The organism is Mesorhizobium sp. P2_B5, from assembly GCF_056404775.1.
The window spans coordinates 434,925-447,943 of record NZ_JBFUDJ010000004.1 but is presented as its reverse complement, the minus strand read 5'-3'; the positions used below and the strand labels follow the sequence as shown (position 1 = coordinate 447,943).

At 66.1% G+C, this 13,019-nt stretch carries 11 protein-coding genes; 4 read left to right on the top strand and 7 right to left on the bottom strand.

Features of this window, described 5'->3' with window-relative positions; translation table 11 throughout:
• Positions 1-117 precede the first annotated feature (117 nt).
• From AC1D1N_RS17710 to AC1D1N_RS17695, 4 genes are read left to right on the top strand one after another with little or no spacing between them, the layout of a single operon-like run.
• Positions 118-1,302, top strand: coding sequence for a Coenzyme F420 hydrogenase/dehydrogenase, beta subunit C-terminal domain (locus tag AC1D1N_RS17710; RefSeq protein WP_477350014.1), 1,185 nt, complete (start codon positions 118-120; stop codon positions 1,300-1,302).
• Positions 1,299-2,459, top strand: coding sequence for an NAD(P)/FAD-dependent oxidoreductase (locus tag AC1D1N_RS17705; protein WP_477350012.1), 1,161 nt, complete (start codon positions 1,299-1,301; stop codon positions 2,457-2,459). Before AC1D1N_RS17710 ends, AC1D1N_RS17705 begins: the two co-directional genes overlap by 4 nt.
• Complete coding sequence (locus AC1D1N_RS17700; RefSeq protein WP_477350010.1) at positions 2,456-3,727, top strand: hydantoinase/carbamoylase family amidase; 1,272 nt, start codon at positions 2,456-2,458, stop codon at positions 3,725-3,727. The genes AC1D1N_RS17705 and AC1D1N_RS17700 overlap by 4 nt, the downstream gene beginning before the upstream one ends.
• Positions 3,724-4,383, top strand: a complete 660-nt coding sequence (locus AC1D1N_RS17695; RefSeq protein WP_436258674.1) for a cysteine hydrolase family protein — start codon at positions 3,724-3,726, stop codon at positions 4,381-4,383. Before AC1D1N_RS17700 ends, AC1D1N_RS17695 begins: the two co-directional genes overlap by 4 nt.
• Here AC1D1N_RS17695 and AC1D1N_RS17690 read toward each other — a convergent pair.
• Genes AC1D1N_RS17690 through AC1D1N_RS17660 form a run of 7 tightly spaced genes read right to left on the bottom strand, consistent with a single transcriptional unit; the run spans position 4,368 to position 13,018 of the window.
• A complete protein-coding gene (locus tag AC1D1N_RS17690) occupies positions 4,368-5,858 on the bottom strand; it encodes an N-acyl-D-amino-acid deacylase family protein (RefSeq protein WP_477350008.1) in 1,491 nt (496 codons plus the stop codon). The genes AC1D1N_RS17695 and AC1D1N_RS17690 overlap by 16 nt on opposite strands.
• Before the next feature lie 4 nt (positions 5,859-5,862).
• The gene (locus AC1D1N_RS17685; protein WP_477350006.1) at positions 5,863-7,404 is read right to left on the bottom strand and encodes a trimethylamine methyltransferase family protein; all 1,542 of its coding nucleotides are present in this window, start codon (positions 7,402-7,404) and stop codon (positions 5,863-5,865) included.
• 19 nt (positions 7,405-7,423) lie between these two features.
• Entirely contained in the window at positions 7,424-8,392 is a 969-nt protein-coding gene (locus AC1D1N_RS17680) for a D-2-hydroxyacid dehydrogenase (protein WP_477350004.1), read from the bottom strand.
• 10 nt (positions 8,393-8,402) lie between these two features.
• On the bottom strand, positions 8,403-9,311 hold the full coding sequence (locus AC1D1N_RS17675) for a dihydrodipicolinate synthase family protein (protein WP_477350002.1): 909 nt from the start codon (positions 9,309-9,311) through the stop codon (positions 8,403-8,405).
• A 9-nt stretch (positions 9,312-9,320) separates the two neighbouring features.
• Entirely contained in the window at positions 9,321-9,902 is a 582-nt protein-coding gene (locus AC1D1N_RS17670; RefSeq protein WP_477350000.1) for a hypothetical protein, read from the bottom strand.
• Entirely contained in the window at positions 9,903-12,755 is a 2,853-nt protein-coding gene (locus tag AC1D1N_RS17665; protein ID WP_477349998.1) for a 2Fe-2S iron-sulfur cluster-binding protein, read from the bottom strand.
• Positions 12,752-13,018 (bottom strand): sarcosine oxidase subunit delta, encoded by a 267-nt coding sequence (locus tag AC1D1N_RS17660; RefSeq protein ID WP_352557136.1) that lies wholly within the window; start codon positions 13,016-13,018, stop codon positions 12,752-12,754. Before AC1D1N_RS17660 ends, AC1D1N_RS17665 begins: the two co-directional genes overlap by 4 nt.
• Between the last annotated feature and the right edge of the window lies 1 nt (position 13,019).

Genomic DNA, 13,019 nt, shown 5'->3' with positions numbered 1-13,019 from the left:
GCCGCGTGCATCGCGGCGCCGCCGGCCATTCCGCTATCGCTGGCCGAGATCGTAGAGAACGGACTTTGCATCGGTTGCGGGCTCTGCCGGTCGCTCGCTGGTCCGCAAGAAATCGAGATGATCATGACGCCAGAGGGGCGCCTGCGGCCGGTCGCCCGCGTGGCGCTGAACCATTCGACCCTGACACGGATCAACGCCGTCTGCCCGGGAACGCGGATCGCAGGCCCGCCGCCGTCGCAAACAGCTACAGCCGCGCTGACAGACACGGTATGGGGGCCTGCCGAGCGGGTCAGCCTCGGCTATGCCGGAGACCCGGCGGTGCGGTTCCAGGCATCGAGCGGCGGCGTGCTGACGGCGCTTGGCCAGTTCCTGCTGACGTCCGGCCGCGTCAACTTCGTCCTGCACGTCTCCGCATCGCGGACCGCCCCGATGCGCAGCGAGCGGCGGCTGAGCTTCGATGCCGCGTCGGTTCTCGAAGGCGCCGGCTCGCGCTACGGGCCGGTCGCGCCGCTTGAGAATTTCAGCGAGATACTCGCTCGCGGCGAACCCTTCGCGCTGATCGCCAAGCCTTGCGATGTCACCGCCGTTCGCAATCTGGCTCGGCACGATCCGCGCGTCGACAAATACATGAGCTATGCGCTCGCTTTCGTCTGCGGTGGCGCTTCGGACCTGTCGAAATCGGAACAGGTGCTGCAGCGCTTCGGCCTCGCCGAGGAAGAGCTCGCGCTGTTCCGCTACCGGGGTTACGGCAATCCCGGCCCTAACCGGATCGAGACGAAAGACGGCCGCGCCTTCCAGCTCAGCTACCGGCAGCTGTGGGAGGACGAGGACAAATGGATGATCCAGCCGCGCTGCAAGATCTGTCCCGACGCCGTCGGTCAGGTTGCCGACATCGTCGCTTCAGATGCCTGGCTGAATGGCGGGCCGGCGGTCGATGACGAAGCCCTCAACGGCATCATCGTGCGCACCCCGCGTGGCCTCGAACTGTTCAACGCGGCGGTTGCAGCCGGCGCGCTGGCGATCAAGCGCGAGAGCAGCTTTGCCGAACTCGGCGAACTGCAGTCGCACCAGACGCGCAAGCGTCGCGCCGTCTGGGCGCGGCTGAAAGGCATCGAGATTGCCGGCAAGCCGGTGCCTGTCATCACCGATCTTGCCCTGGAAGATTGCGCCCGGCAAAACGCTCTGGCCGACAATCTCGTCGAAGGCCGTGGCGCCCGCGACCGCGCCAAACGCGGGCGGCTGGGCGAACCGCGACCGGTGCCGCGCGGCGAAGTCGTGATAGTGAAGGATGGATGTCCATGAGTGTCGCTGAAGAAACGGACGTGATCGTCATTGGCGGTGGCATGGCCGGCGCCGGCGCTGCTTGCGAGATCAGCCGGTCGGCCAAGGTGGTGCTGCTCGAGCGCGAAAGCCATTGCGGCTACCACACCACCGGCCGCTCGGCGGCAAGCTTTACCGAAAACTACGGCAACGGCGTCATCCGCCGCATCGTGCTGGCAAGCCGCTCGTTCCTGACCGAACCGCCGGCCGGCTTTTCCGATTATCCGCTGCTGAGCAAGCGCGGCATGATCACGGTCGCGCGGGAAGATCAACTCGACCTTTTACGCGAAGATCTGGAGGCGGCTCAAGCGCTGGTTCCGTCCATCGTCGCCATGACGCCCGCCGAGGCGATCCAGCGCGTGCCGGTGCTGCGCGCCGACTATCTCGCCGGCGCCTATATCGAGCCGCATTCGATGGACATCGACGTCAACGGCCTGCACCAGGGTTTTCTGCGCGGCGCCCGTGCACGAGGCGCCAGGATCGTCACCAACGCCGGCGTCAAGATGATCGACCGGCAAGGCGGCCAATGGCGGGTCGAAACCCCGGCCGGAACCTTCCTTGCGCCGCGCATCGTCAATGCCGCCGGCGCCTGGGGCGATGAGATTGCCGTCATGGCCGGCGTCCGCCCCGTCGGCCTGCAGCCGAAGCGCCGCACCGCCTTCAACATCCCCGCACCTGCGGGCGTCGACATATCGGACTGGCCGCTGGTCCACGATGTCGGCGCCGAGTTCTACTTCAAGCCGGATGCCGGGCAACTCTTCGTCTCGCCGGCCGATGCGACGCTGTCGCCGCCGATGGATGCCTATGCCGAGGACATCGACGTCGCCATCGGCGCCGAGCGTCTCGAAAGGGCCACCACCATCGAGGTGCAGCGCGTGTCGCGCTCCTGGGCCGGCCTCCGCACCTTCGTCACCGACGGTTCGCCCGTTGTCGGCCCCGATGACGAGGCGCCGGATTTCATCTGGCTGGTCGGACAGGGCGGCTACGGCATCAAGACCTCGCCGGCACTGTCACGTGTCTGCGCCAGCCTGATCGCCGGCGGCGGCATGCCGGATGATGTCGCCAGGCAAGGCGTGTCGCTCGACGATCTCACGCCACACCGGCTGCGCGTGTCTCAATCCGCGCGGGTTGCTTCATGAGCGATGCCGGACTGACGGCCGGCGGCGTTCTGGCCGGGCGCCTGCTGGAGACGCTGGCGCAAGCCACCACCGATGCGCCGGGCATCACGCGCGTCGCCTACGGACCCGGCGAGCGTTTTGCCCACGCTCTCATGCGCGCGGAAGCGGAAAAGCTCGGCGCCGTCGCGCGCGTCGATGCCGCCGGCAATCTCTATTTGACGCGGAGAGGTCACGACCCGGCCCTGCCGGCGATCGTCATCGGCTCGCATCTCGACAGCGTGCCGCATGGCGGCAATTTCGACGGTGCCGCCGGTGTCGTGGCCGGGCTTGCAGTGATGGCCGAACTGGCCGGGCAAGGCATGCCGCGCGACCTGATCGTGCTGGTGACGCGCGCCGAGGAAGCGGTGTGGTTTCCGCTATCTTATCCCGGCAGTCAGGCCGCGCTCGGCCTGCTGGACCCAACAGCGCTGGAGGCGAAGCGGTCGGACAGCGGACGGTCCCTTGCCGACCACATCCGCGAGGAGCGCTTCGATCCCGATGCCGTGCGGCGCGGCGTGCCGGGCATCGATGCTTCTCGCATCGCCGCTTTCGTCGAAGTGCACATCGAACAGGGGCCGCGCCTGGTCGCCGCTGGCGTGCCGGTCGGTATTGTCACCGGCATCGCCGGTGGGTTCCGCTATGTCGATGCCAAGTGCCTTGGCGCTTACGCCCATTCCGGCGCCGAGCCGCGCTTTGCTCGGCATGACAGCGTGCTCGGTTTCGCCGATCTGGTCGCCGGCCTCGAAGCGGAATGGGACGCGCTCGAGCGCGGGGGACACGAAGCCACCATCACCTTCGGCCGCGTGCAGTCCGACCCCTCGCAACATGGCGGCAGTCGCGTGCTCGGCGAGCTCGGTTTCACCCTCGATGTGCGCGGCGCCGAGGCCGTTGTTCTTGAGCGGATTGAAGGAAGGCTGCACGCGCTCTTTTCCGAGGTCGGCACGAAGCGCGGCGTCACGTTCGAAGCCGGGTCACGCTTCACTTGGGAGCCGGCGACCATGTCGCAAGCTTTGATCGCAAGGCTGGATCGCGCTGCCGCCGATTTGCAGATGCCGGCGCCGCATGTGCCGAGCGGGGCAGGGCACGACGCCGCCACTTTTGCCGGCGCAAATATTCCGACCGCCATGCTCTTCGTGCGCAATGAGAACGGCAGCCACAACCCGCATGAGGCGATGGAGATCGCCGATCTCGATCAGGCGATCCGTCTGCTCCTGCGCTTCGTCACCGATTTCGACAAGGATCAGCCATGAACCACGCCGCCTTACTCGTCATCGACCTGCAGAACGAATACCGGCCCGGCGCCGCCTGGCCGGTCGTTGGATACGACGCCGTGCTCGCCAACGCCGCCCGTCTGATCGCCGCCGCCCGCGCTGCCGGCATTACGGTCATCCATGCGCAGGCCTGGGTGAAGCCGGAAGAGCGCGCCGGCTATGCCAGGCAGGAGGAGATCCTGACCGAGGAGTTCCGCTCCGCCGTGGCCGGCAGCGAAGGCGCCGACATCTGCGCCGAAGTCGCGGCGCTGCCTGGCGACATTGTCATCCACAAGCACTGGCCGAGCGCCTTTCGCCGCACCGATCTTTCGCAGCGGCTTGCTGATCTCAAGATCGAAAACCTGATCGTCACCGGCGTGCTCACCGACAGCTGTGTCACCGAGAGCGTGTTCGACGCGGTCTATCAGGGGTTTCGGGTCTGGGTGGTCAAGGACGCCTGCGGCAGCATGAGCGAGGCTATGCACCGCACCGGCATGCTCGACATGGCCAACCGCCTCTATGGCGGCGGTATATTGCGCATGCCCGAGGCGCTGAGGGCGCTCGCCGGTCAGAGTTTTGATGGCTGGCGCTGCACAAGGCCGGTGCAGTTTGTCTACACGCTGGAGACGGTCGACAGCCTCTACGAAGCGCTGTGATCCGCGCCGCAGCCGCACGCGCTTCTGACGATCGTCTTTGAGGCAGCGGGCTTGAGCACAACACCCGGCAGTGCGCCGGTCGCCTTGCCGCTGCTCCACACGGACACGCCGTTGACGAAGACATGTTCGATGCCGGCAGCAGGCTGGCGCGGCTCTTCGAAGGTCGCGGTGTCGATGATCGTCGCGGAATCGAAGATCGTCAGGTCGGCGAAATTGCCGACCGCAAGCGTGCCGCGCTGAGCGATGCCGAATTCACGCGCGGGCAGCCCCGTCATCCGGAACACGGCCTCTTCCAGGCTGAACAGGCCGACGTCCCTGGCATAGTGCCCGAGCACGCGCGGAAACGTGCCCCACAGACGCGGATGCGGGTGGATGTCGTGCGGCAGCCCGTCCGAGCCGATCATGGTGCGCGGGTGCGCGATGATATTTCGGACATCGGTCTCGTCGAGCTGGAAATAGACCGCACCCGCCGGCAGCAGCCGCTCGCCTGCCTCGCGTTCGCTGCAGTTCCACTCCCGCGCAATGTCGGCAATCTCGCGCCGCGCCATTTCGGGATGCGGGTCGGACCAGGTGATGAGGATCTTCAAACCGGTGTCGCAACGCTCGAGCCTGAGCACAGTGGAGCTCGCGGCATAGGGATAGACATCCATGCCGATGTCCATGGTCTCGCGCGCCTGGTCGATCCGCTTCAACGAAGGACCGCTCTTGCCGAAATTGGCGCGGCCCGTGCACTGGTGATGTGAGATGAACAGCTTGCCGCCGGCATGGCCGGCGATGTCGATGGCTTCCTCGATCGCCTCGTCCATGGTCTCGAAATAGTTGCGCGTATGGGTGACATAAGGCCCGCCAAGGCTTGCCGCCGTCGCAGCCAGCGCCTTGACCTCTTCGGTCGATGAGTTGACCGCCGGCGGATAATCGAGCCCGGTGCTGAGCCCGAACGCGCCCTCGGCCATCGCCTGCGTCACCGCCTCTTGCATCGTCGCCGTCTCGACCTCGTTGGCCGGGCGGTCCGTCACCGGCATGCAGCGCTGACGCAATGTGGTGTGGCCGACGAGCAAGGCCGCGTTCGTGGCGATGCCGCGCTTCTTCAGTTCGGCGATATAATCGGCAAAACGGTCGAAGCGAAAATTCTCCTGGCCGCCGACCAGCGTGAAGGGCGGCGGCGGGGCGCGATCCAGCAGCAAAGGCGCGAGGCTGATGCCGCAATTGCCGGCGATCACCGTCGTCACCCCCTGGCTGATCTTCGGCAGCATGCCATCGGGTGCCAGCAGCGCGCCGTCATCATGGGTGTGCACGTCGATGAAGCCCGGCGCGACGATCTTGCCGGCGGCATCGATCTCCTGCGCGCCGCGTGCATCACCCAGATCGCCGATGGCGGCGATCCTGTCGCCGTCGATGGCGAGGTCGGCCTCGAAACGATCCGAACCGTGGCCCGAAATCAGCGTCGCGTGGCGGATGATGAGATCGTATGGCATCGCGTCAGCCGTCCGGATTGGCGGCGATTTCTTCACGCCGGCGCGCGACATAGGCGTCAAGCTCCTCGCGGATCGCGGGATCCATCACCGGCTCCTCGTAATCATGCAGCGCCTGCTGCCAGAGCTCGGTGGCGCGCTCCAGCGCATCCTTGCCACCGGCTTCCTCCCAGGCGCCATGGTTTTGCCAGTTGGACAGCATCGGCTGATAGAAGGCGGTGGTGTAGCGCGACATTGTGTGTTCGGCGCCGAAGAAATGGCCGCCGGCCGGCACCGATTTGATCGCTTCGAAACCGAGATCGTCCTCCTGGAACGGCAGCGGCCGCAGGAACTCCATCATGTTCTGCAGGATCTCGACATCGAGCACGAGCTTTTCGTAGGAGGCCGTCAACCCGCCTTCGAGCCAGCCGGCCGCATGATAGATCAAATTGGCGCCGCCGAGCACCGCGCCCCAGGTCGCCATCTCGGTCTCATACGCCGCCTGCAGATCGACGACGTTCGAGGCGTTTGCGTTGGAGGTGCGGTAGGGCAGATTGTAGCGCCGCGCCAATTGCCCGGCGATAATGTTGGCCTTGGCGTTCTCCGGCGTGCCGAAGGCTGGCGCGCCCGATTTCATGTCGACATTGGAAGTGAAGGCGCCGTACATCACCGGCGTGCCCGGATTGACCAGCTGCGTCAGCACCACGCCGAACAATGCCTCCGCATTCTGCTGGCAGAGAGCCGCCGCCAATGTCACCGGCGTCATCGCGCCCATCAGCGTGAACGGGGTGACCGTCACCGGCTGGCCGTGCTCGGCCATCGCGATCAGGCCTTCGGCCATGGCGTCGTCGAACAGGCGCGGCGAGTTGATCGAGATGATCGTCGTCACGCCCGGCGAGGCCCGCATCTCCTCGACACTGATGCCGCGCGCAATCGCCATCATGTTGATGCCGTCCATCGCCCTGGCGCGGCCGATCGCCGTGCAGTGGAAGGAGAGGTCGCTCAGCGTCAGGTTGGCGTAATAGGTGTCGAGATGGCGCGCATTGGCCGGCAGTTCCATCGGCGCCACAACCTGGTTGCCGATGATGTGGATGGCGTTGAAGTGGTGCGCCAGCCGGATGAAGTTCTGATAGTCGGGCAGGTTGCCCTGGCGGCGGCCATTGATGCAGTCATGCACATTGGGCGGGCCGGCGACGAGGCCGAACACCAGCGAATTGCCGCCGAGATGGACCTGCTTTTGCGGATTGCGGCTGGTCAACCTGAAAGAGGACGGAACGGCGCGTAGCGCCTCGGTAACCAGGCTCTCGTCGATCCTGATGGTCTTTTCCTCGCGGTCGACGATCGCGCCTGCCGTAGCAAACAGATCCATTACCTTTTCGCTCATGACGCGAATGCCGAGTTCCGACAGGATGCGCATCGAGGTGTCGTGCAGACGCTGCATCCGATCCTCGTCCAGCAACTGCATCGGCGGATAGGGGTTCTCGACATGCTGCCAGGGCAGCTGCGCGATGCCGCCGCCGCTGCGTCCGATCTTCGATCTGCGGCCCCCGCCGCGCCTGTCCTGCGTCATTTGTTTCGTTCTCCCGGCCTCAGTAGCCGCGCTCCGGATTGACCACATTCTTCAGCGGCTCGCCGCTCCGGTAGCGCTTCAGATTGTCGGCGAACATCTGCACCGACTTTACGTCCCAGCCCTCGTAGACCGCTGCGCAATGCGGCGTGATGGCGACATTGTCGTAGCCCCACAAAGGGTGGTCCGCCGGCAGCGGTTCTGTGCTGAACACGTCCAGAGCCGCGCCCTTGATCCGCTTGCTGTCGAGGGCTTCGAGCAACGCAGCCTCGTCGGTCACGCCACCGCGCGAAATATCGATGAGCACGGCTGACGGTTTCATCGCCGCGAAGGCCGCCTTGCCGAGCAGGCCGCGCGTGCCGGCCAGCAGCGGCACGCAACAGACGATGAAATCGGCGCGACCGAGAAGAGCAAGCAGGGCATCCGGGTCGTGCACCTCGTCGAGGCTGGGCATCGGCTTCGGCCGCGCGCGGATGCCGAGCGTTTCCATGCCCATCGCCTTGGCGCGCGCGGCGACGGCCGCGCCGGTCTTGCCGAGGCCAATGACGAGAACCGTCTTGCCTTCGATTGGCTCGACGCGGCCACCGCCCCACTGGCGTGCCTGCTGGCGGCGCTCGAAACCGCGCAGGTCGAGCGAGAAGGACAGCATGGCTCCCAGCGCATATTCCGCCAGCATGCCGGCGGCGACGCCGGCCGAATTGGTCACCGTGACGCGCGCCGGGTCCCAGCGGCCGAGATGATCGGTTCCCGAACCGCCGACCGATACCCACTTCACGGTGGCGCTTTCGACAAGAGCCTGGCGCGGAAAGCGTGGCGTTCCGTCGAAGCGGACGGTGTAGACCACCTCGGCTGAAGTCTGCTCGATCAGAGCCGGCAAAGCCGCGTAGGTGTCACAGGCATGGACGGCGAGATCGGGATGCGTCTCCCCAAGCACCGCCATCGCTGCGGCCGGCCGGTCCGTGTGCAGGATGACGGTGGGGTGAGCCGACATGTCTTGCGCCTCAGCCGCAGCCAATGTGGTCGGCCGCGGGACCGAGCGCGGCAAGCAGCGTCTTGCCGTGTTCCGGCGTCGCATTTTCGTGCGGCGCGCGCAGGTTCAGCCAGCGTAGGTCGCCGGAACGCACCGCCAGCACCGCCTTCATCGCCGGGATCAGACCGGCATCTTGGATGACCTTCCGGAACGCCTTGATCGCGGCATCCGCTTCCGTGACGTCCTTGCCGGCGATTGTCGCGTCGTAGAGGGCGCGGATGGCGGCTGCATTGAGATTGACGGTCGCCGAGATGCAGCCCGCCGCGCCGCTGGCGAGGCCCTTGGTGAGCTGTGCCTCGGAGCTCGGGAACACCGCGACCGCAGGTGCGGCTGCAATCACCGCTGCCGTGTTGTTCCAGTCGCCGGCGCTGTCCTTGTAGGCGACGACGGTCTCCGGAAACGCCGCGCTCAGCCGGGCGGTCAAGGCCGGGCTCACCGGGACGCCGGAGTTTTGCGGGATGTGGTAGAGGATCATCTTCAGTGCGGGGTTGGCCACCCGCTCGATCAGCTCGCTGTAGTAGCGCGCCTGGCCGTTGTCGCCGGCCGCGGTGTAAAAGAACGAAGGCAGCACCATTACGCCGGCGCAGCCGAGGCCGACCGCATGCTTGGACAGTTCAATGGTTTCGGGCAATGCGGTGACACCGGTGCCGGGCATCATCCGGGTGGGCGAAATGCCGGCCTCGACCAGCCATTCCAGCGCCTGCATGCGCTCACTGAGGGAGAGCGACAGCGCCTCGCCCGTGGTGCCGAAGGGCGACAGGAAATGCGCGCCCTGGTCCAGCACCCATTTGGCGTGCGAGATCCAGAGGTCGCGGGCGATGCGGCCATCGTTCTCGAACGGCGTCAGGATCGGGGCGATGGTTCCTTGCGGGCGGGTCATGTATATCCTCTATGCCTGATGTTGCGTGCAGTGCCTTGCCACCGCCGAGACGGTCCGGGCGAAATACGCCGACGCGGTGACGTCGAACAGTACATCGAAACCGCCCGGCGCGCGGAAGGTAACCGCCTCGATATGGCCGACACGCGTCTGCGCGATGTCCTCGGCGCTGAATCTGTCGGGGCGCAGATCGAGTGCGCAGAGCTGGCTCATCGCTTCGGCAATTGCGGGACCGGAAAGTCGCATCCACGCCCAGGCTTCCTCGCGCCAGGATGAATAGCCTTTCGGTCCGTTGTCGCTTTCCCAGACGCCCCGCAGTTCGGCCAGCGGCTCACCGGCATCTTCGCCAAGCAGCAGAATATCCTCATTGCCGAGGCGGAGCACGCGCATGCCGCGGTGGCTGCCGATGCGATTGATCGCGGGCAGGGCAACACCATGCGCGGCGAGCCAGGCCGCGCTGCCGCCGCCCTTCAGACCGAAACGCGGGCTGGCCGTGAGATCGGTCAGAGCGACGGTGCCGGAAGGGAGTGCCGCACCATGCGCCGCGCCACCAGGCTCGAAGGGAAAGATGGGCATTGCGTCGAGGCCCGCCATCTACATCTCCTGCCGCGCATTGGTCGGGTCGAAGAAAGCGTGCCCAACCACAGGAACCTCGACCAGAGCGCCATTGCGGCACTTCACCATCACCCGGCTTCCGTCTATGGAATCGTCGACATGGACATAAGCCAGCGCGATGGAACAGCCGAGCGTCGGCGAAAAGCCGATCGAGGTGATCTGGCCGACGGGATCGTTGCCGCGCAGCACCAGGCAGCTCTCGCCGGGTATGTCTTTGGCGCCGGCGGGAAATTGCAAACCAACCAGCTTGCGCGCATGGCCAAGCCTGGCGCGCATTTCGATGGAACGCTTGCCGACGAAGAACGGCTTCTTCTTCGACACCGCCCAGCCGAAGCCGAGCTCGTCCGGCGTGGTGATCGCATCCGTATCCTGGCCGATCAGGATATGGCCTTTCTCCAGCCGCAGGATACGCGACGCTTCCAGCCCGTAAGGCGTGAGGCCATGCGGCTTGCCGGCCTCCATCACCGCATTCCAGAGCGCCGGCGCGAGGCTGGACGGGCAATGCAATTCGAAGCTGAGTTCGCCGGTGAAGCCGACCCGCATGACGCGCACCGGCACGCCGGCGACGACGCCTTCGCGGCCGCTGAGATAGGGAAAGGCCTCGCGGCTGAAATCGATATCGCCTGACAAGGCTTCAAGCACCGAGCGTGCCTTCGGGCCGGTGACGTTGAGGCCGGAGAAGGCGCCGGTCAGGTTGAGCACATCGACCTTGAGCCGCCACTGCGCATTCCAGAACAGCATGTCGGCATAGACGCGCGCGACGGCGCCTGTGGTCGCCGTCACATAAAACCGGTCGTCGGCCATGCGGTAGGCAACGCCGTCATCGACCACTGAGCCCATTTCGTTGAGCATCAGGCAATAACGCACGCGCCCGACCGGCTGGTTGGCATGCGCCATGGTGTAGAGCCGGTCGAGGAATTCGCCGGCATCCGGCCCGCGCAGCTCCAGCTTGCCGAGCGTCGAGACGTCGAGCAGACCGACGCCTTCGCGCACGGCCATGATCTCGTCGTGGATCGCCTTTTGCGCATCCTTGGCATCGCCATAGAAATACGGCCGCCACCAGACGCCGACCGGCTTCATCACGGCGTGGAGCGCCAGATGCCTGGCGTGCAGTGCGGTGCGCCGTTCCAGCACCTCGTGATGGCCGGCAAGCACGCCGAGCGTCTCCGGGCCGACCGGTGGGCGCGCCGTCGTGATGCCGACTTCGGCCACCGTCCGGTCGGTCGCTTCGGCGACGATCCGCGCCGTCGCCAGCGCCGAATGGCGGCCCTGGCTCGGCCCCATGCCGACCGTGGTGAAGCGCTTGACCAGCTCGCTCTCGCGGTAGCCATCCTTGATGGCGTTGTGCAGGTCCTTGACCTGCAAATCTTCATCGAAATCAACGAAGTCGCGGCCCTTCGCATCGGCAAGGATCGGCTGCACATGGACCGGACAGGATGGTTTCACTTTGCCGAGGACTGTATCTCGCGCAACCGCATGGCCGAGCCGCTGCAATGCCAGCGCAGCGGCGCGACGGCCGCCGCCAACAGCGCCTTCGAGGCCATGGTCTCCGGCGACCGAGCCGGCAAGCCGCACCGACCCTTGCGCCAGCGTGAGCGTCATCGATCCGCTGACGTCATCGTACCCGACCTTGGCGCCCGCCTGACAAGGCAATTGCCACGCCGGCACCTCGCCAACGGAGATCGTCAGCAGGTCGCATTCTACCCTGCGCCCGCCCACGCGTACACGGGCAAGGTGTCCGCCGCGACCTTCCGCAGCTTCAACCGTCACCGCCTTCTGGATCGCCACGCCCTTGCCATGCAGCTCGGCTTCGAGCGGACCCGGCACGCCGCCGGATCGTGGATCGGCGACCAGCATGACCGAGACGCCGGCCTCGACCAGATCGAGCGCGACGGCATAACCCTCGTCATTGCCGGTCAGCACCACGGCCTTTTGCCCGGGGCGCACACCATAGTGGCGGATCAGCCGCTGTGCGGCGCTGCCCAGCATGATCCCCGGCAGATCATTGTTGCGAAAGATTGCAGGCTGCCCGATCGCGCCAGTGGCAAGGATCACCTCGCGGGCGCGTATGCGATAGAGCCGGTCGCCCTGGATCAGCGGCAGCCAATTGTCCTCGTACCAGCCATTGCAGAGCGTGCCCGTCATCACGCGGAGATTCGGCAGCGCCTCGCTACGCGCCGTCAGGTCCGCAAGCGTTGCCGGGTCGTAGCGGCCGTAAGTCAGCGATCCGCCGATCTCCGGATTCTCGTCGCAGAGCACGACATCGGCACCCGCTTCGGCAGCAGCGATCGCCGCGTTCAGGCCGGCCGGACCGGCGCCGACCACAAGCACGTCGCAATGAAGATGCGACTTGTCGAAATGCCGTTGCGCGGCCTCGGTGTCGACGATGCCGAGCCCCGCCTTTCGACGGATGATCGGCTCCCAGAATTTCAGCCAGCTGTCGCGGCGCGGTCCCATGAAGGTGCGGTAGTAGAAACCGACCGGCAGGAAGCGCCCAAATCTGTCGATGATCGCGTCGCGGTCACGCGCCAGCGAGCCGTTGACGTTCTGCGCGCGGACCTGCAGGCCCTCGCTGACCGGTGTGCGGTCAGCTGCGACGTTGGGCTCCGAAGGCAGCTGCACCAGCGTGTTCGCCTCGGCGCCGCTCATGCTGAAGACGCCGCGCGGGCGGTGGTATTTGAACGAGCGCGAAAGCATCCACTGCCCCGATGCGGCGAGCGCGCTGGCGATGCAGTCGCCGGCATAGGCATCGAAACTTTTGCCTTCGAAGCTGAAGCGCAGCGGGCGTGTCCGGTCGATGCGGGTACCGAAAGGGGCGGGCAGGCGGTTCATGACTGGCCGCTGCGCTGCGAGGCATCGAAGGTGCGGATGATCTCGTTGCTGACCAGATCGCGTTCGGCGAGAAAAAAATAATTGCTCGGCACATGCCGCCACCACTCGACCACGACGCCTTTGCGGTTCTCGGCGCGGAACAGGTGCCGCGACCAGTCCGCGTCGGCGGTCCGTTCAGGATCCAACTCGTCGCGCACCGGCCCAAAAGACTGGAACTCGTCTATGTTGCGCGGGCCATTCATCGGGCAGGTCATGATCTTCATC